Source organism: Mesorhizobium sp. P2_E6 (assembly GCF_056403835.1).
Genome location: NZ_JBFUEQ010000027.1, coordinates 1 through 19216, shown reverse-complemented (window position 1 = coordinate 19216; position 19216 = coordinate 1). Strand labels below are relative to the sequence as shown.

At 64.5% G+C, this 19216-nt stretch carries 17 protein-coding genes; 11 read left to right on the top strand and 6 right to left on the bottom strand.

The features are described 5' to 3' along the window. Window positions 1–31: 31 nt before the first annotated feature. Complete coding sequence (locus AC1D08_RS33375; RefSeq protein ID WP_477423369.1) at window positions 32–220, bottom strand: hypothetical protein; 189 nt, start codon at window positions 218–220, stop codon at window positions 32–34. A 938-nt stretch (window positions 221–1158) separates the two neighbouring features. Here AC1D08_RS33375 and AC1D08_RS33370 point away from each other — a divergent pair. After that, window positions 1159–1608, top strand: coding sequence for an RrF2 family transcriptional regulator (locus AC1D08_RS33370; protein WP_457151067.1), 450 nt, complete (start codon window positions 1159–1161; stop codon window positions 1606–1608). Window positions 1609–1636: 28 nt separating this feature from the next. Next, window positions 1637–2971: an FAD/NAD(P)-binding protein gene (locus AC1D08_RS33365; protein ID WP_457151066.1), complete on the top strand. Its 1335-nt coding sequence runs from the start codon at window positions 1637–1639 to the stop codon at window positions 2969–2971. A gap of 4 nt (window positions 2972–2975) precedes the next feature. Here AC1D08_RS33365 and AC1D08_RS33360 read toward each other — a convergent pair whose 3' ends face one another. Continuing rightward, on the bottom strand, window positions 2976–3746 hold the full coding sequence (locus AC1D08_RS33360) for a type 1 glutamine amidotransferase domain-containing protein (RefSeq protein WP_457151065.1): 771 nt from the start codon (window positions 3744–3746) through the stop codon (window positions 2976–2978). Window positions 3747–3869: 123 nt separating this feature from the next. On the opposite strand from AC1D08_RS33360, the gene AC1D08_RS33355 reads away from it, so the two are divergent. Continuing rightward, the gene (locus tag AC1D08_RS33355) at window positions 3870–4217 is read left to right on the top strand and encodes a winged helix-turn-helix transcriptional regulator (protein ID WP_457151064.1); all 348 of its coding nucleotides are present in this window, start codon (window positions 3870–3872) and stop codon (window positions 4215–4217) included. An 8-nt stretch (window positions 4218–4225) separates the two neighbouring features. Here AC1D08_RS33355 and AC1D08_RS33350 read toward each other — a convergent pair whose 3' ends face one another. Beyond that, entirely contained in the window at window positions 4226–4873 is a 648-nt protein-coding gene (locus tag AC1D08_RS33350) for a cysteine hydrolase family protein (protein ID WP_457151063.1), read from the bottom strand. Further along, a complete protein-coding gene (locus AC1D08_RS33345; protein ID WP_457151062.1) occupies window positions 4870–5202 on the bottom strand; it encodes a hypothetical protein in 333 nt (110 codons plus the stop codon). The genes AC1D08_RS33350 and AC1D08_RS33345 overlap by 4 nt, the downstream gene beginning before the upstream one ends. A gap of 298 nt (window positions 5203–5500) precedes the next feature. Between AC1D08_RS33345 and AC1D08_RS33340 the strand changes: the two genes are divergently transcribed. From AC1D08_RS33340 to AC1D08_RS33310, 7 genes are all read left to right on the top strand, one after another. Then, complete coding sequence (locus AC1D08_RS33340; protein ID WP_457151061.1) at window positions 5501–6940, top strand: pyridoxal-phosphate dependent enzyme; 1440 nt, start codon at window positions 5501–5503, stop codon at window positions 6938–6940. After that, window positions 6937–8121, top strand: coding sequence for a trans-sulfuration enzyme family protein (locus AC1D08_RS33335; protein ID WP_457151060.1), 1185 nt, complete (start codon window positions 6937–6939; stop codon window positions 8119–8121). The genes AC1D08_RS33340 and AC1D08_RS33335 overlap by 4 nt, the downstream gene beginning before the upstream one ends. Window positions 8122–8414: 293 nt before the next feature. After that, window positions 8415–9386 carry a GlxA family transcriptional regulator gene (locus tag AC1D08_RS33330; RefSeq protein ID WP_457151059.1) on the top strand — a complete coding sequence of 324 codons (972 nt, stop codon included), beginning with the start codon at window positions 8415–8417 and terminating at the stop codon, window positions 9384–9386. Window positions 9387–9513: 127 nt separating this feature from the next. Then, window positions 9514–10818 carry a M24 family metallopeptidase gene (locus tag AC1D08_RS33325; protein ID WP_457151058.1) on the top strand — a complete coding sequence of 435 codons (1305 nt, stop codon included), beginning with the start codon at window positions 9514–9516 and terminating at the stop codon, window positions 10816–10818. Between the two features lie 262 nt (window positions 10819–11080). Next, a complete protein-coding gene (locus AC1D08_RS33320; protein ID WP_457151057.1) occupies window positions 11081–11761 on the top strand; it encodes an isochorismatase family protein in 681 nt (226 codons plus the stop codon). Continuing rightward, complete coding sequence (locus AC1D08_RS33315; protein WP_457151056.1) at window positions 11758–12717, top strand: alpha/beta hydrolase; 960 nt, start codon at window positions 11758–11760, stop codon at window positions 12715–12717. Before AC1D08_RS33320 ends, AC1D08_RS33315 begins: the two co-directional genes overlap by 4 nt. A 363-nt stretch (window positions 12718–13080) precedes the next feature. After that, the gene (locus tag AC1D08_RS33310) at window positions 13081–14721 is read left to right on the top strand and encodes an ABC transporter substrate-binding protein (protein WP_457151055.1); all 1641 of its coding nucleotides are present in this window, start codon (window positions 13081–13083) and stop codon (window positions 14719–14721) included. Window positions 14722–15052: 331 nt separating this feature from the next. Here AC1D08_RS33310 and AC1D08_RS33305 read toward each other — a convergent pair whose 3' ends face one another. Together AC1D08_RS33305 and lepA are read right to left on the bottom strand one after the other, a co-directional pair. Further along, on the bottom strand, window positions 15053–15565 hold the full coding sequence (locus AC1D08_RS33305) for a hypothetical protein (protein ID WP_457151054.1): 513 nt from the start codon (window positions 15563–15565) through the stop codon (window positions 15053–15055). Between the two features lie 532 nt (window positions 15566–16097). Further along, window positions 16098–17903, bottom strand: coding sequence for a translation elongation factor 4 (lepA, locus tag AC1D08_RS33300; protein ID WP_477280705.1), 1806 nt, complete (start codon window positions 17901–17903; stop codon window positions 16098–16100). Window positions 17904–18131: 228 nt separating this feature from the next. On the opposite strand from lepA, the gene AC1D08_RS33295 reads away from it, so the two are divergent. Further along, entirely contained in the window at window positions 18132–19196 is a 1065-nt protein-coding gene (locus AC1D08_RS33295; protein WP_095083855.1) for a TadE/TadG family type IV pilus assembly protein, read from the top strand. The last annotated feature ends 20 nt before the right edge of the window (window positions 19197–19216 follow it).

The following is a 19216-nucleotide window of genomic DNA, read 5'->3' as shown; positions in this document are numbered from 1 at the left end:
GGGCAAACCGTTCTACAGGGTGAGTTGCCCTTCACTGCGACCAGTATTGCCAGGCCCAGTAAAAACTTTCGTCACGCGGCGGCATGCGGTCGCGCCCGGCGTCCCAGCGCACCGGCGCCGGCGATCGCGGGCCATCCTCTTTTGTCCGTTTGTCATTGGACGCCAGGCCCAGCAGCCAGGCGCCGAAACGGCTGAACAGCGCGGCGGTGGAATGGGTCATCGTCATTCTCCCTTTTCCGATCATTCCTTGCCGCCTTGAGGTCGTCGGCCATGGCCGGACCGAGGAAGGGCACCGGCAAGGGCTGCCGACGAAAGCAGGATGATGCGTCGCGAAATGGTGGACATGAAGGGCTCCTGAAAAGAGAAAGCCGGAATGCCCGACGATAGTCATCTAATTCTATCGCTCTTGTAGAGTTAAATCCTTCCAGCCAGGACGGGCTTGTTGGAATAAATGCATTGGTGGTGCGGTGCCGCAGCGGACAAGCGGGCTGTCTTTCGAGATTGGGTGAAGCCCACCAGCTTCGTCATCCCTGGGCGGAGCGACGCGAAGCGGAGCGCAGACCCTGGTATCCATGCCGTGATGCCAGAGCGCCGCTACGATGCAGAAGAGAAGAAGGGGATGGCGACAGAACGGACGTTGATCCTCCTCCGTTGCATTCTTCGACGGATGTCACGGCATGGATCCTCGGGTCTGCGCGACGAGCTTCGCTCCTGTTCCGCCCGTGGATGACGAAGTCGGGGGCCGCCTCAACAGCTTGGACGCTGGAAACGAACGAGAATTCCCGCCGCGACCCTCCCCAGGCAAATCCATGCCTCAAACAGCCATGGATTTAGAAACCGGTTCTGCGTGTTCGAGGGTAAGTATAGTAATCTTATCGACATTGGGAACTGGAGGCGACGATGAGCGGCCACCGTATCGCGATGATCGCTGACAACGCACATGGGCCGTCAAAGCCGTGCGGCTGTGTCCCTGCGGGCACAAAAGCCTGCCAAAATGGCCATAGCGCCTGAAAACGAAGCAAAATCAACATCTGTTGGCTTGTACATCATGTCACTAGAATTTATGTGTCATGGCAGCTTGGACGCGGCGGGGTCGCACGTCGGGCGTTTGGCAACCGATGGTTTCGCGCCGTCGCATGACAGAGAAATTTTGATTTCATGCTCACGAAAAAGGGCAAGTACGGCCTCAAGGCGCTCGTGCACCTCTCGCGACTGCCGGTCGGACAGCTCGCTTTCGTCAACGACATCGCCACCGGCAACAACATCCCGAAGAAATTTCTCGACGCCATCCTGGGCGAGCTGCGCAATGCCGGTTTCGTCCAGAGCCGCAAGGGCAAGGAGGGCGGCTATCGCCTGGCGCGGCCGGCCGACGAGATCAAGGTCGGCCACGTCGTGCGCGTGCTCGACGGGCCGCTGGCGCCGATTCCTTGCGCCAGCCGCACCCAGTACCAGCGCTGTGAAGATTGCAACGAGGCGACATGCCAAGTCCGACATCTGATGCTCGAGGTCCGGCAGGCGATCGCCGAGGTGCTCGACCAGCGCAGCCTCGCCGAAATGCGCGACATGGCTGGCGACGACCTGCCGGTGGTGGTGAAGGTCCAGGCCTGACGCGCGCACTTCGCACGAGGCCGGGCGCATGACCGGGCGCGCCAACTCGATCATCATTGTCGGTGGCGGCGCCAGCGGCGTCGTGATGGCCGCGCATCTCTTGAAATCGCCCAATCCCGATCTGCGCGTCACGCTGATCGAAAAGCGCCCGCATTTCGGCCAGGGCATCGCCTATTCCACGCTGCTGTCGGCGCATGTGCTGAATGTCAGTGCCGCCGGCATGAGCGCCTATGCCGACGATCCCGGCAATTTCTGGCGCTGGCTGTTGGAGCGCGGCCTGGCGACATCGGACCAGGCGCCCGTCTACGCGCCGCGCAGCCTCTATGCCCGTTACCTCAAGGAACTGCTCGACGAGCTGGAAACGCGAGAACACGAAACCGGCCGGTTGCGCCTGATCCGTGAGGAGAGCCTCTCGATCACGCCGACCACGTCCGGCGTCGAGGTTGCGCTCGCCAACGGCACCAGCGTCGTCGCCCATCTCGTCGTGCTGGCGACCGGCCATGACGAGGAGCCGGCGCAGGGGCATGCGATCAGGATGGGCTCCGAAGCCGACACGGCACTTGCCCCCGACAGCCGAGTCATGGTGCTGGGCACCGGTCTCAGCATGGTCGATGCCTTTCTCTCCCTGGAGCAGCGCGGCCATGGTGGCGACATCGTCGCGGTGTCGCGGCGCGGCCTGCTGCCGTCGCCGCATCGCAAGGGCAATCCGATCAAGCTCGACGTCGCCGACATTCCGCTCGGCACGCAATTGTCCTATTTCGTCGGCTGGTTCCGCGACCTGATCAAGGAGAACCAGAAGGCCGGCATCGACTGGCGCGACGTCGTCGACGGCTTGCGGCCGTTCAACCAGAAGATCTGGCAGAACTGGCCCGCTTCCGCCAAGCGCCGCTTCGTCGAACACACCAAGGCCTGGTGGGACATCCACCGCCATCGTATGGCGCCCGAAGTCTATGCCCGCGTGACCGAGGCCGTGCAAACCGGCCGCATCCGCCTGGTCGCCGGGCGCGTCGCCGACATCGCCCGGAACGGCGACTTCACGGTCCAGGTCCAGTCGCGCCACACGCAGGTCCTCGAAACCTTCGAGGTCGCCCGCATCTACGATTGCTCGGGCATCGTCAGGGACATCTCGACCTCATCGAACAGCGTCGTGCGCTCGCTGGTCGACCGCGGCCTGGCGCGGCCGGACCCGCTGCGTATCGGCCTCGACGTGTCCGCCAATTGCGAGATCATCGCTGGCGACGGCACAGTTTCAGCCAAGATTCTGGCCGTCGGCCCACTGACGCGCGGCACCTTCTTCGAGATCGACGCCATTCCCGACATCCGCGTTCAGTGCGCCAGGCTGAGCAAGCGATTGCTGGGCTAGGAGCCTAGCCGCCTAGCGCCTCGCACACGGCGCGTGCGGTCTCGGCGCCTGAAAGATTCTGCTGGCCGGTGATCAGATTGCCGTCTCGCACGGCAAAAGGCCGCCACAGTCCGGCCTGGATATAGTTGGCGCCGATTGCCTTCAGCTCATCCTCGATGCGCCACGGCATCAGATGTTTTCCGCGCTCGAGCGCGCCCATCTCCCAGGTTGCCTTGTCGGCAAAATCCTCCTCGGCATTGGCGAAGCCCGTCACCGTCTTGCCGGCCACGAGCAACGATCCGTCCGCGCGCCGGGCATAGCGCAGCAGCGCGGTCCCGTGGCACAAAGCGGCGGCAACCTTGCCGGCTTCATGGAAGGCGACGAACGTCCGTTGCAGGCCTGTCGCGTGCTCATAGGTGAACATCGGCGCCTGGCCGCCGGCGACGACAATCGCGTCGAAGCTTTCGACCTCGATCTCCGCCACAGGCCATGTGTTGTCGACCAGGGCGCTGAGTTTCGGGCTCGATATGAAGCCGAGCGAGATGAGGTCGGTCTGCGAATAGCCCGATGGATCGCGCGGGTCGCTCAGCGCATCGGCCTCGCATTTGCCGCCATTGGGCGAAAAGATCTCCACCGCATAACCGCGTTCGGTGAAAGCGAACCACGGGTGGGTAAGCTCGCTCCACCAGAAGCCGACCGGCCACCCGGTCGTGGTCGAGAGTGCCGGGTTGGCGATGACGATCGCCACGCGCTTCGGGTTCTTCGCATCGACCGGATTGGCGTCCCGCACGCTCATCGCCGCTCTCCCTTTGAAGGCCTGCTGCCGACTGATACGGACGCGGCCCTGCGCTGCCTAGCTGGCCAGATGGCCTGGCAAATTCTGCTTCCGTCGCTGCCGGGCCCTGCCTACCATACGTGCATGACCCAACGCGGTAGACTTTACGGCTGCCCGGTCGAGTTCGCGCTCGATGCGCTCGGCGGCAAATGGAAGACGGTGATCCTGGCGCGGATCAAGCAACAGCCGCTGCGCTATTCCGAACTGTGGCGTACGATCCCGTCGCTGTCCGACAAGATGTTGACGCAGCGGCTGGCCGATCTCGTCGACATCGGCTTTGTCGTGCTGGAGGCGTCGCCCGATGGCAAGGGGCGCTACACCTTGACCGACCGCGGCCGCGATCTGGCAGCCACCTTGCAGGCGCTCTATGACTGGGGAGACGTGCACGGACGCGCTGTCGGCGTGCGCTTCCGCACCGAGATCGAGGCCTAACAAGGCGCCTATCTCCCAGCGGCGAGCGCGCCGCAAAAACCCGCGACATCGGTAATGATGGCTTCGCCAAGAAAGCCCAGCGTCGCCATCGAGCGGTCGCGCGCTTCCCGGTTGCCGAAGCCGCAGGCGTCCTCGATCACCACCGCCACGAAACCATTGTCGGTCGCCTGCCGAACCGTCGGCTCGATGCCGATTTCCATCGCCACCCCGGCGAGCGCGACGGCACCCACCCCGCAATCGTGCAAGGCGAAGCTGAGCGCGGTGGAATCGAAGGCCGACATGGTCAGCTTGTCGAACACGGCCTCGTCGGCGCGTGGCGCCAGTTCGGGGATGATTTCCGTGGCCTCGGCATCGCGCGGGAACCACGGCTCGACCGTGTCGGGACTGTCGCGCCGCTGCCAGGCCATGGCGGTGCGCAGCTGGGTTGCGCCCATCCATTTGCGCGGCAGGGACAGATGGCGCGTGAACGCCACCCGCATGCCCGCCGAGCGCGCCGCTTCGAGCGCCATGCCGGTGCGTTCGGCGATCGCTGCCGCCCCAGTGATCTGGCGACAGATGCCGACCTGCATGTCGTAGATCACCAGCGCCATGCGGCGCGGATCGCACCAATCCGCCAGGCTGTTTGGCATCTCGATCCCTTCGCTCGACCGGATCATGCGGCCGTCCGGTCCCAGGGTTGGGCGATGTCGACGCTGGGGTCGAACAGATATTCGAGCGGCAAGGGTGCGGGATCGAAGGCGAGAAAATGCCATTCCAACAGCCCGGCCCTCGACAGCGGAAAGTCGTCGGTGTAGCGCCTGGCCGCCTCGACGCTGTCGAGCTCGAAGACGATGATCACACCGCCGACATCGGCTCGTGCGTAGTTCTCGCGCACGATCCCCGCCTTCCAAAGACGCCAGACGTTCGAGACCTCGTCGCGCAGATAGGGTTTCAGATCGTCGATGGTGACGCCGGGTTTGAAATTGTCATAGGCAATGATCTTCATCGAAGGTTTCCCTGCGTTTGGCCCCCGACGCCATCCGCGACCGCATCAGGGCGCCTCATGCCTCCCGGCTAGCATGCGGAAATTGCGGCTCGCAACGAACGAGTTGGTGCGTCGAAACGATCGGTGGCCGTGCCGAGGACATCAGTCTGTCAGGGCGGCGCCGCCAGATTGTGGAATGACATTCTCCATCTGGCCGGTTGATTGGCACGATCTATCTTCTTTCCGACTGCAAAGGGCTGGAAAAGAGGATACGCTGCCGCTCTGCCCCGAGGCGGTCGCTTGATCAAGGAGCATCGATATGAGCGAGCAGAAGATCGCCGCGGCGGGCAGTGCGTCCCCGGAAAGCGCAACATCCCGCCTGCGTCCGCCCTATGCGTCGGTTCTCGACCTGATCGGCCAGACGCCGGTGGTCGAGCTGACCAAGTTCGACACCGGCAAGTGCCGCCTGTTCATCAAGCTTGAAAGCCAGAACCCCGGCGGCTCTATCAAGGACCGCATCGCACTGTCGATGATCGCCGCCGCCGAAAGGCAGGGCAAGCTCAGGCCAGGCGGCACCATCGTTGAGGCAACCGCCGGCAATACCGGCCTCGGTCTCGCCCAGGTCGGCATCCCAAAGGGTTACCGCATCGTGCTGGTCGTGCCCGACAAGATGTCGCGCGAAAAGATCCAGCACCTGCGCGCGCTCGGCGCCGAAGTGCGCATGACCCGCTCCGATGTCGGCAAGGGTCACCCCGAATACTACCAGGACATGGCGGAGAAGATCGCCGCCGAAGTGCCTGGCGCCTTCTATGCCAACCAGTTCGCCAACCCGGCCAACCCGCTGGCGCATGAAACGACCACCGGTCCGGAAATCTTCTCGCAGCTCGGCGGCGATGTCGATGCGGTGGTCGTCGGCGTCGGCTCCGGCGGCACGCTGACCGGGCTTGGCCGCTACTTCGCCAAAGTGTCGCCGAAGACCGAAATGGTGCTCGCCGATCCGGTCGGCTCGGTGCTGGCGCCGCTGATCAAGACCGGCAAGATGGAAGAGGCCGGCAGCTGGACGGTGGAAGGCATCGGCGAGGATTTCGTGCCGCCCAATGCCGACCTGTCGCTGGTGAAAAAGGCTTACGCCATCCCTGACAAGCAGAGCATGCTGGCCGTCCGCGACCTCTTGTCGAAGGAAGGCATTCTCGCCGGCTCGTCGTCGGGCACGCTGTTGTCAGCCGCCCTGCGCTATTGCCGCGAGCAGACGGTCGCCAAGCGCGTCGTCACCTTCGTCTGCGACAGCGGCAACAAATATCTGTCGAAGGTCTTCGACGATTTCTGGCTGGCCGAACAGGGCCTGGCCGAGCACGAGCAGCATGGCGATCTGCGCGACCTGGTCATGCGCACGCACCGTACCGGCGACACCGTCTATGTCGGCCCGGACGAAAGCCTGCTCAATGCCTATGGCCGCATGCGCCGCTCGGATGTCTCGCAGCTGCCGGTGCTAGACGATGGCAAGCTCATCGGCATCGTCGACGAGAGCGACATCCTCGCCCATGTCGACGGCCCCTATGACGGCCGCTGGGAGCGCTTCAACGGCCCGGTGCGCACGGCGATGACCTCCAGCCTGCACACGCTGCAGGCCAGCCAGACGCTCGACGCGTTGCTGCCGGTGTTTGACCGCAACGAGGTCGCCATCATCTTCGACGGCGACGAGTTCGTCGGCCTGATTACCCGCATCGACCTGATCAACCATTTGAGGCGCGCACGATGACCAGCCACACACCACCACCATCGGGCAAAAATCGCCTGGCCTTCTCGACGCGCACCATCCATGGCGGCCAGAGCCACGACCCGCTGACCGGCGCGGTGATGGTGCCGATCTACGCCACCTCGACCTATGGCCAGCAGTCGCCCGGCGTGCACAAGGGTTTCGAATATGCCCGCAGCCAGAACCCGACGCGCTTCGCCTTCGAACGTGCCGTGGCCGACCTCGAAAGCGGGTCGGCAGCTTTTGCCTTCGCCTCGGGCCTGGCGTCGATCGCCACCGTGCTCGAGCTGCTCGACAGCGGCGCCCATATCGTTGCCACCGACGACATCTATGGCGGCTCCTTCCGGCTGATGGAACGGGTACGCAAGCGCTCGGCCGATCTCAAGGTAAGCTTCGTCGACTTCACCGACCTCGCCGCCGTCGAAGCGGCGATCCGCCCCGAAACGAAACTGCTCTGGGTCGAGACGCCGACCAACCCGCTGCTGCGCATCGTCGACCTCGAAGGCGTCGCCGCCCTTGCCAAACGCAAGGGGGTTCTCACCGTCGCCGACAACACGTTCTGCAGCCCCTACATTCAGCGGCCGCTGGAGCTCGGCATCGACATCGTCGTCCACTCGACGACAAAATATCTCAACGGTCATTCCGACATGGTCGGCGGCGTTGCCGTGGTCGGCGACAACAAGGACCTCGCGGCCCAGCTGAAATTCCTGCAGAACGCCATCGGCGCCATCTCGGGTCCCTTCGACAGCTTTCTGGCGCTGCGCGGCCTGAAAACGCTGGCGCTCAGGATGGAGCGCCATTCCGCCAACGGCCTCAAGATCGCGCAGTGGCTGGAGGCCCGCAAGGACGTGCGCCGGGTCATCTATCCCGGCCTCGCCAGCCATCCGCAGCACGCCATCGCCGTCCAGCAGATGCATGCCTTCGGCGGCATGATCACGGCCGTGCTCGACCGCGACCTCGCCGGCACGAAGCGCTTCCTCGAGCGCACGCAACTGTTCACGCTAGCCGAAAGCCTCGGCGGGGTGGAGAGCTTGATCGAGCACCCCGCGCTGATGACGCATGGCTCGATCCCGGCGGAGAAGCGGATGGAGATCGGCATATCGGATTCGCTGGTGCGGCTGTCGGCGGGCATCGAGGACGGCGATGATCTGATTGCGGATCTCGACCAGGCGCTGGGGGCGTGAGCGCACGCCGCAGCTCGCACGCGTGAATATTCGCCAATGTCGGCGCCGCCCCTCATTGCCCTGCCGGGCATTTCTCCCCCGTATGGTGACGGGGAGAAAGAAGCTGGCCGCAACGCCGTCGCCATCCTTGCAATGCTGATGGATTGGCGAAACCATGATGACAGCGTCCCTCTCCCGTCACTATACGGGGAGAGGATGCCGGCAGGCAGGTGAGGGGCAGCGCCAACCTCTCGCAATATGGGTTCACCACCCCCGTTGACCCCGAACCCCATCTGCCCGAATTGTAGCGCCCCATGGCAGCGCACGCCCCTCAAAAACCCGCCGAAACGCCCCTCACCTTTGCCGTGCTGGTGTTTCCCGGCTTTCCGATGATGGCGTTCAGCTCGGTCATCGAGCCACTGCGCGCTGCCAATGTGCTGGCCAAGCGGCAGTGCTATCGCTGGATCATCGTCGGGGCGACCCCTGGGCCGGTCGAGGCCTCGAACGGCGTCGTCATCCAGCCGGGCTTTTATGCCAGGGATGCGCCGAAGGTCGACCGGATCGTCGTCTGCTCGGGCGGCGATGCCGACCACCTCGTCGCCGAGGACGCCGCCAGCTGGATCCGCAAAAGCCTGCGCAACGGCGCCCATATCGGCGCGGTGGCGGATGCCGCGTTCTTTCTGGCGCGCGCAGGCCTGCTCGACGGCCATGCCTGCACCTTGCACTGGACCAGCCAGGCCGCCTTCACGGAGGCGTTCCCCAACATCGAGCTCAGGCGCGACCTCTATGTCATCGACCGCAAGCGCTTCACCTCGGCCGGCGGCGTCGGCAGCCTCGACATGATGCTCGAGATCATCACCCGCGACTATGGCGCCGAGCTTGCCGCCGGCGTCGCCGAATGGTTCGTGCACAGCCAGCTGCGCTCCAGCATCGACCGCAAGATGATGCCGCTGCGCCTGCGCACTGGCGTCCAGAACGAGCTGGTGCTGTCGGCCATCGCCATTATGGAAGATGCGGTCGAGGAGCGGCTCGGCATGGCCGAGCTCACCGCCAGGCTTGGCGTGTCCTCAGACAAGCTCGAGCGCTCGTTCCGCTCCGAACTCGCCATCTCGCCCAATGGCTACTACCGGCGCCTGCGGCTGAAGCGTGCCGCCGATCTTCTGGCGCATTCGACCCTCGCCGTGCGCGACGTGGCGCTGGCCTGCGGCTTTGCCTCGATGTCGAGCTTTGCCCGGGCTTTTCGCGAGGAGCATGGGCATCCGCCGAAGCTGGCGAGACGGCATTAGGCTGCTGGCGCGAAGGCGCATCTCAAATGCCAGCGGCATCCCGCATAACCCCTGCGGTTTTCCGCACAATCGTTCCGCCTCTCGTGCGCCATGCTCAACCCTCGCAACCCAGCCAAGGCCTTACCCCATGAGCATCGTCGTTTTCGACCCCGACAGCACGCAGGACGTCGACTTCAAGGATCGCATGCGCCACCCGGCGGCGGCCGATCCGGCCGGCGGCATGTGGCTGTCCGACACCGAGCCGTCCTTCATCGATGCGGATGCTTTGCGAAAAGGCCGGCTGGCAAAGCTGCGCGGCTGGATGCGCGAGGCCGGCTATGGCGGCGTCGTGCTTTTCGATCCGTATAACCAGCGCTATGCCACCGGCTCGCGCAACATGTTCGGCTATTTCCTGCGCAACTCGACCCGCTATTTCTTCATCCCCACCGTCGGGCCGATCGTGCTGTTCGAATACCCGCAGAGCTACCACGTCTCGATGGTGCTCGACACGATCGACGAGGCGCGTCCTTCCAAGCTGGTCTGGTCGTCGGTGTCAGGCCGCGACGACGAGACATCAGGCCCGTTCGCCGACGAGATCGCCGAGCTTTTGAAGCAGCATGGCGGCGGCTCGATGAAGCTCGGCCTCGACCGCTGCAGCCATCTGCAGGCCCTGGCGCTGGAGAAGCGCGGCTGCGAGGTCCGGGATTGCCAGGGTGAGATCCTCGCCGTGCGCGCGGTGAAGACGCCCGAGGAAGTCAAATGCCTGCAAGTGTCGATGGCCGGCGCCGAGGCTGCCGTCTATGCCGTGCGCGAGGCGATCAAGCCCGGCGTATCGGAGAACGACCTGTTCGCCATCATGTATGGCGAGGTCATCCGCCAGGGCGGTGAGTTCATCGAGACCCGGCTGTTGACCTCCGGCCAGCGCACCAACCCGTGGTTCAACGAGGCCAGCGGCCGCAAGGTCCGGCCCGGCGAATTGCTGGCGCTCGATACCGACACCATCGGCTGCTACGGCTATTATTCGGATTTCTCCCGCACCTTCCGCTGCGGGCCGGGCAAGCCGACGCCCTACCAGAAATCGCTCTACCGCATGGCGCATGACCAGGTTCAGCACAACATCGGAATCGTCAAGCCCGGCATGGCCTTCCGCGAGATCGCCGAAAAGGCCTGGAAGATCCCCGACCGCTTCGTCGACCAGCGCTACACCTCGGTCATGCACGGCGTCGGCATGCATGGCGAAACGCCGTTCATCGCCCACGCCATGGATTACGAGACCTATGGCCGCGACGGCCATATCGTGCCAGGCATGGTGGTCAGCGTGGAAAGCTATATCGGCGAGAAGGGCGGCTGCGAGGGCGTCAAGCTGGAGGACGAGATCCTGATCACCGACACTGGCGCCGAACTCCTGTCGCGTTTTCCGTATGAGGACGAGTTTCTGGAGAAGCAGGTTTGATGCTGGCATACAACGCTCGCAACGAGCGCCTCATTCCCTCCCACCCCCCTCTGTCCTGCCGGACATCTCCCCCGCAAGGGGGGAGATTGGCAGCGTCGCCGGCAGCGCTGTTTCCTGCAACTCTGGCGATTGGCGAAGGTATTCGCGACGGCCGATCTCCCCCCTTGCGGGGGAGATGCCCGGCAGGGCAGAGGGGGGTGCTGTCCCACCGGCATGTGAAAGAGTCTTGGACTGCTTCGTCCTGGGATGACGAAGGCACCGCATGAAAACCCCCATCGCCCTCAAGCGCGGCACGGTGGCCGCGGTGTTCATCGACCTGCAGGAAGAGCACCGGCAGGACCCCCGCTATCTGGTCGAGGGTTTTGCCGGCATCCTCGCCAACGTCCAGCGCCTGCAGGCGGCGGCGCGGCAAAACCATGTGCCGCTCTATCACTGGGCCTACATCGTCGATCTCGACAAGCAGGACCGGCCCTTTCATCCGCTCGGTGCCGACGGCAAGTCGGCTTTTTCCGACAAGAGCGACCCGCTGACCGAAATCTGCCATGAGGTCGCGCCCGCCAAGGACGAGGCCCTGCTGGTCAAGGCCGAGGCCAGCGCCTTCCGCACCGGCCCGGCGGCCCACGACCTCAAGTCGGTCGGCATCGAGTGGCTGGTCGTTGCCGGCGTCTGGACCGAGGCCTGCATCGACGCCACCGTGAAGGATGCCGTCGCCAAGGGCTTTCGCGTGCTGCTGGTCAAGGATGCCTGCGGCAGCGGCAGTGCCGCCATGCACCAGACCGGCATCCTCAACCTCGCCAACCGGCTCTATGGCGGCGCCGTCACCGACACCGACGGGGCCTGCCGGCTGCTGGCGGGCGAAAGCGTCACCGCATGGCAGGTCGAAGGCTCGGTGCCGCTACGCTTCACCTTTGAAAACGCGGCGGAGCTCTACGCCGAGCTATGACGGCGGGACCAAGCACCAGCCGCGGCAAATACGAAACCCGGCTCGACCCGGCTTTGTGGGCCTATATCGATGCGGTCAACGCCTGGTATCCGCCCGAGATTATCGGCCTGCCGATCGACAAGCAGCGCGCCGTCTACGACAGGATGTGCCGGGCCTTCCACCAGGGCCGCCCGCCAGGGGTCAAGGCCAGCGATGGCCTGATTGCCGCGGCCGGCCGCGACATCCCGGTCCGCCGCTACCAGCTTGCCGGCAAGGCGGCAGCGGCGATGGTGGTCTACTATCATGGCGGCGGCTTCATTCTCGGTGGGCTCGAGAGCCATGACGACATCTGCGCCGAGCTCTGCGCCGGCACCGGTTTCGACGTGCTGTCGGTCGACTACCGCCTGGCACCGGAGCATGTCCACACCGCTGCCTTCGACGATGCGGTGACCGCCTTCGAATGGGCGGCAGCGGCCACCGGCCTGCCGCTCGTGCTGTGCGGCGAAAGCGCCGGCGGCAACCTCGCAGCAGGGGTGGCGCGGGCGACAGGCCGTGGCGCCGCGATCGGCCAGGTGCTGATCTATCCCGGCCTCGGCGGCGACGAAGGTGCGGGCTCCTATGTCGAGCACGCCGAAGCGCCGCTGCTCTCGGTGCACGACATCGCCTTCTACCGCGACGTCCGCTCGACCAAGGCGCAATCGCCTGACGATCCGACCTTCTCGCCGCTGCGCGGCCGCGATTTCTTCGGCCTGCCGCCAACGGTGATCGTGTCAGCCGAATGCGATCCGCTGTCGTCGGATGGCGAGACCTATCGCGATCGCATGCTGGCCGCCGGCGGCAAGGCGTTCTGGCACGAGGAGCCGAGACTGGTGCATAGCTTCCTGCGCGCCCGCACGACCGTCCCGGCGGCGGCGGAGGCGTTTGCGCGGATCATCGCGGCGGTCGCTGCGCTGGGCCGGGGTGAGTGGCCGTATTGAAGCGCCGACCGTGACGCGCCAATCCCCCCTCGTGGGGGAGATGCCCGGTAGGGCAGAGGGGGGCGCTGTCCCGCCGACCTCTCGGCCAATTCGAGAGGTGCCTTCAAATTGATTCCGGATGACCAGGGCACCGAAGGTTGGCCTCCTTCACGCCCCCCTCTGTCCTGCCGGACATCTCCCCCACAAGGGGGGAGATCGGCTGTCCCTTCTGCGGAGCACCGCACAATCACTGCGGAAAACCGAACACTCCGCTACGTCACCCCGCCTTATCATTCGCCTCTCAGGCAATGGCGCCCCGGCGGTCGCGTCCGCCCCCCCCCGCGCCTGTCGACCGGCCGGGGCGCCCAACAAGAGGGAACGACGATGAAATTCATGCTGACCGACCGGAAACTGCACCCCCAGGCAAAGCCCGTCGCCGACGATTTCAGGACCGGCGGCATCAACCGCCGCGAATATCTCGCGCTGATGGCCGGCCTCGGCGTCAGCGCCGCCGGCGCGCTGGCGCTGGGCGGCCTTGCCTCGACGCCCGCCCGTGCCGCCGAACCCAAGCGCGGCGGCACCTTGCGCGTCGCTATGAACGTCAAGGGTTTCAAGGACCCGCGCACCTTCGACGGCGTCGAAATGTCCAACGTCGCCCGCCACTGCAACGAATATCTGGTGCGCTGGAACACCGACTTCTCCTTCGAGCCCTGGCTGCTCGAAAGCTGGGAGGCGAGCGACGACGCCAGGACGCTGACCCTGCATGTGCGCAAGGGCATTTCTTGGTCGAACGGCGATGCCTTCAACGCCGACGATGTCATCCACAACCTCACCCGCTGGTGCGATGCCTCGGTAGCAGGCAATTCGGTCGCCGCGCGCATGGGCGCGCTGGTCAATGCCGACACCAAGAAGCTGGTCGATGGCGGCATCCAGAAGGTCGACGACTTCACCATCAAACTCAATTTGCCAAAACCCGACATCTCGCTGATCGCCGGCATGGCCGACTATCCGGCGTTGATCATGCACCGCTCCTATGAGGGCGACGGTGATCCCCTGAAGGCGCTTTCCGTCACCACAGGCCCGTGCGAGCTGGTCAGCTGGAATGCCGAGACCGGCGCAGAGGTGAGGCGTAAGGACAAGCCCTGGTGGAAGGGCGAATTCTGGCTCGACGGCATCAAATGGGTCGACTACGGCTCCGACCCCAACGCCATGCTGTCGGCCTTCGAATCCGGCGAGATCGACACCGACCACGAGACCGCCTCCGATGCCGTCTCGCAGACCGACAAGATGGGGCTGAAGAATTCCGAGATCGCCACCGGCTCCACCATCGTCGCCCGCTTCAATGTCGGCAACGCACCTTATGACGACGCCAAAGTGCGCCGCGCCGCCCAGCTCGCAGTCGACAATTCGGCCGTGCTGAAGCTCGGTCTCGACGGCCGCGGCAAGCCCGCCGACAACCACCATGTCGGCCCCATGCACCCCGAATATGCCGATATCGGCCCCGCCAAGCGCGACGTGGAGGGGTCGAAGAAACTACTCTCCGAGGCCGGCAAGGCCGACCATGAGTTCGACCTCATCTCCGTCGATGTCGAATGGCAAAAGAGCACCGGCGACGCCATCGCCGCGCAGATGCGCGAGTCCGGCTTGAAGATCAAGCGCACCGTGCTGCCCGCCGCCACCTTCTGGAACGACTGGAGCAAATACCCCTTCTCCTGCACCGAATGGCTCGGCCGCCCGCTCGGCGTCCAGGTGCTGGCGCTGGCCTACAAATCCGGCGCCGCCTGGAACGAAAGCGCCTACGCCAATCCGGAGTTCGACACGCTGCTCGACAAGGCGCTGGCGATGCCCGCCGCCAAGGCGCGCAAGGAGATCATGGCCAAGATCGAGCAGAACCTGCGCGAGTCCGGCATCATCATCCAGCCCTACTGGCGCTCGGTCTACCGCACCTACCGCAAAGGCATCGAAGGCTGCGAACAGCACCAGGCGCTCGAGCAGCATTTTGAGAAGGTGTGGATCGAAAGCTGAGTGGTAACCGTCCTTGGTTCCTCGCCCCCGTGAAACGGGGGAGAGGTGGCCCGGCGAAGCCGGGACGGAGAGGGGGGCGACATCCGCGAAGTCAAAGTCGCGTCGAGGACAGAGGGCTGACTGGCACGACAGGAAGCCTATAAGGAACCCTTGAAGCAAACCTCCCAGAATCGGCGCAGGCCCCTCTCCGTCCCGGCTTCGCCGGGCCACCTCTCCCCACTTCGTGGGGCGAGGAACCCAAGCCTGAGAGAGCCGCAGCCAGATGAGGGGCGGCGCCAACGTTCACCTTCCTTCTCCCACAGGGGGGGCAAGGAGCGCGGCCCCCACCTCATCACCGCCCGGGCCTCACCAAAGTCCAGATCCACCCAACAAAAGTCAGCACCAGGAACGGATAGCCGGCGGCGGGCAGCGGCGACGAGGTCGGCAGCAACGGCGCGCCCCACAGGATCATGCCCACCGAGGCGACAAACAGCACGGCAGCCACGACAGCGGTGAGCCGCATCCACAAGGCAAAAGTGTTCGGCGCACTGACCATGAGCAGCGCCGCCGCCCAAAGCGAGATGCCGCCGGCATAGGAGGGAACGCTGGCCTGCAGGCCCGCCGCATTGCCGGCCAGCAGCAGGCTCTCGCCGGCGAGGAAGGTGAGGAACCCGGCCGCGACGCAGTCGTTGCCCAGCCGCTGATACTTCATCGTCAGCAGCGCCGTCGCGACCACGAGGGCCACGCCGTCGATCGCCCACAGCGTTTCGCGCAGCGCGTCGCTGGCGACGAAAGTGCCGGCCATTCCCAAGGCGCCACCGACGGCGAGGCCGATCGCGGCGACGGTGTCCAGATTGGAACGCATTTTTATGTCTCCCCCAAGCCGTGCGGAGGATACGCCCACGCGGTGCATTCTCAAAGGGAGCTGTGCGAAAGCGAAGCAGAGTGTCGAGAGGTTGCCGTCTGCCTCTGGCGATCCAGTGGCGGGGCAAAATGGCCGGCGCGAATGCCGGTGAGGGCAGCTGCCTGAGCCCGCGCCGGCCACTGGCGAACTGATTAAGGTCCGCCGCCCGATTTTTCTACCGCTCCGGCGCTGCAGGATCAACCAACTCAGGGTTGGTGCGGGCTCGTACCAACCTTCCCTGGTATCATTTGTTATTGCGGGAACTGGGTGTCGTCCGCGCGATGATCGGGAAAGCCGTGTGCGTCCAGCACCACCTGAAAGCTGCGGTTAAACGCCCCCGCACGTCATGAACAGCCGAAGCCGACACAGCCGAGCGCCACCAATCCGTTCTGGGACAGAGATCATACTTGATCTTGAAATGGCTGCGAGCTTACGGAGATTTGAAGACATCCGTAGCTTCACTAGGCCTGTCAGCAGATAGGCGACCGGCTTCTCAATCGCCCATTTTCAAGGCCTGGATAAACGCCTCCTGCGGGATATCCACCTTGCCGAACTGGCGCATCCGCTTCTTGCCTTCTTTCTGCTTGTCCAGCAGCTTGCGCTTGCGCGAGACGTCGCCGCCGTAGCACTTGGCGGTCACGTCCTTGCGCAGCGCCGAGATGGTTTCGCGGGCGATGACCTTGCCGCCGATCGCGGCCTGGATCGGGATCTTGAACAGATGGTGCGGGATCAGCTCCTTCAGCTTCTCGCACATCTGCCGGCCGCGCTTTTCCGCCGCCGTGCGGTGCACCAGCATCGACAGCGCATCGACCGGCTCCTCATTGACCAGGATCGACATCTTGACGAGGTCGCCTTCTTTATAGTCGGTCAGGTGATAGTCGAAGGAGGCGTAGCCCTTTGAGATCGACTTCAGCCGGTCATAGAAATCGAAGACCACTTCGTTGAGCGGCAGGTCGTAGGTCAGCATGGCGCGCTTGCCGACATAGGACAGGTCGGCCTGGATGCCGCGCCGGTCCTGGCAGAGCTTCAATATGCCGCCGAGATAGTCGTCGGGCGTCAAAATGGTGGCGCGGATCCACGGCTCCTCGATCGCCGAGATTTTCACCACGTCGGGCATGTCGGCCGGGTTGTGCAGCTCCTTCATCGAGCCGTCGGTGAGCAGCAGCCGGTAGACGACGCTCGGCGCGGTGGCGATCAGGTCGAGGTTGAACTCGCGCTCCAGCCGCTCCTGGATGATTTCCAGATGTAAGAGGCCAAGGAAGCCGCAGCGATAGCCGAAGCCGAGTGCGGCGCTGGTTTCCATTTCATAGGAGAAGCTGGCGTCGTTGAGGCGCAGTTTGCCGACCGCGGCGCGCAGATCCTCGAAATCGGCGGCGTCGACCGGGAACAGGCCGCAGAACACCACCGGCTGCGCCGGCTTGAAGCCGGGCAGCGCCTTGGCGGTGGCGCGCTTGTCTTCGGTGATGGTGTCGCCGACGCGGGTGTCGGCTACTTCCTTGATCGAGCCGGTGAAGAAACCGAACTCGCCGGGGCCGAGCTCGTCGACATTGATGCGGGCGGGCGTGAACACGCCGGTGCGCTCGACCAGGTACTTGGCGCCGGTGCCCATCATGCGGATGGTCTGGCCCTTCTTCAGCACGCCGTCGATGATGCGCACCAGCACGATGACGCCGAGATAGGCGTCGTACCAGCTGTCGACCAGCATCGCTTTCAAGGGAGCCGTGGCGTCGCCCTCGCGCGGCGGCGGCAATTGGTGGACGATCGCTTCCAGCACGTCGGGAATGCCAAGCCCGGTCTTGGCCGAGATCAGCACGGCGTTGGAAGCGTCGATGCCGATCACCTCCTCGACCTGCTCGCGGATGCGCTCGGGCTCGGCGGCCGGCAGGTCGACCTTGTTCAGCACCACGACGATCTCGTGGTTGTTGTCGATCGCCTGGTAGACATTGGCCAGAGTCTGCGCCTCGACGCCCTGCGAGGCATCGACCACCAGCAGTGAGCCCTCACAGGCGGCGAGCGAGCGCGACACTTCATAGGCGAAGTCGACATGACCGGGCGTGTCGATCAGGTTGAGGATATAGTCCTCGCCATTGTTGGCATGGTATTTCAGCCGCACGGTCTGCGCCTTGATGGTGATGCCGCGCTCGCGCTCGATGTCCATCGAGTCCAGCACCTGTTCCTTCATGTCGCGCAGCTCCAGCCCGCCGGTCAGCTGGATCAGCCTGTCGGCAAGCGTGGATTTGCCATGGTCGATATGGGCGACGATGGAGAAATTTCGGATGTGGTCGAGGGGCGTGCTCATGGCGGGCGCTTTAGCAGGGGCTTGTTGCTGCGGCAAGCGCTGTACCGCCACCGGGCAAGCGCCGTACCGCTGGCGGGCAAGCGGCAGTGCCGATGCCGGGGCGCGGGAACTTGTCGGCTTTATCGGGGGATGTCGCGGAAAGTCGATAAATTTTAACCAAGTGCGTTAGAGCAATATTCGTGACTGCCATGTTAGCCCGTGGAGATATTCGTTTGTAAGGATCACGACATGCGGGGGTTAGCAGGCAGGTTTGTCAGGTCGAGGAGCGGCTCGTTCACGCCGATCCTCATCTTCGCCATGATGCCGATTATTGCCGCCATCGGCTTCTCGGTCGACTACACCTCGGCGGTCCAGACCAGGTCGGACATGCAGTCGGCGCTCGATGCCGGCATCCTGTCGATCACCACGATGGCGACGACCTCGACGCTGGCGCAGCGCCAGGTGGTGTTGCAGGATTCCTTCGCCGCCAATGGTGCACCGACGGGGGCCACCGCGACGCTGAACAGTTTCGTGGTCGGCACTGACGGCACCGCCACCGCGCAGGCCACGGCAAATTACTCGATGCCGACCGTTTTCATGCAGATCGCCAGGATCAACACTGTGCCGGTCGCCGTCGCGTCGGCGGTGAGCAAGTCGCCGGCGCTGGTGCAGACCACCTTCAAGGTAACCGGGGTGTCAGGTTACTGGAACAAGACGATGACGCTCTACGGCACGCAATTCGGTGCCACGGTGGCCAAACCGCTGATGACGATCAACTATACCTATGGCAACACCAAGGATCCCAAGGGCTACGGCACCACCACCGTCAACACCATCACCAATTCGGGCGGCCAGGACGTCACCACGATGGTCCAGAAGCAGGTCTGCTCCGTCGGCAACAATCCGCCGAACGGGGTGTCGGTCAAGACCGATGCGAGTGGCACGAAATATTACTGTGTCGATACGATGTATCCGTCCACTGGCTCCGGCGCGGTGATCGATGTCAGCCAGATGAGCGGTCTCTACCTGCAGATGGACGTGCCATCGGGCAACCCGACAAAGCTGATGTCGAACGATCCGAACACCTCCAACCGGCTCTACAATGGGGTGAGCGCGAACGGCCTGACGGAGATCGCGACCGGGCAGAACGTCGACATCTTCAGTATCGTGCCCTGCGGCATTCCGGGCTATCAGGCCTGGGAGGACGGCGGCAATGCGGTGCCGGCACCAGCCTCCAATGCCGACTTCTTCTACACCGTCACCGGCAAGTGCGACTTCAACAAGCGGCCCTCCGAGACGCTGCTAACGCAGTGAAGCTGCCAATCTCCCCCACG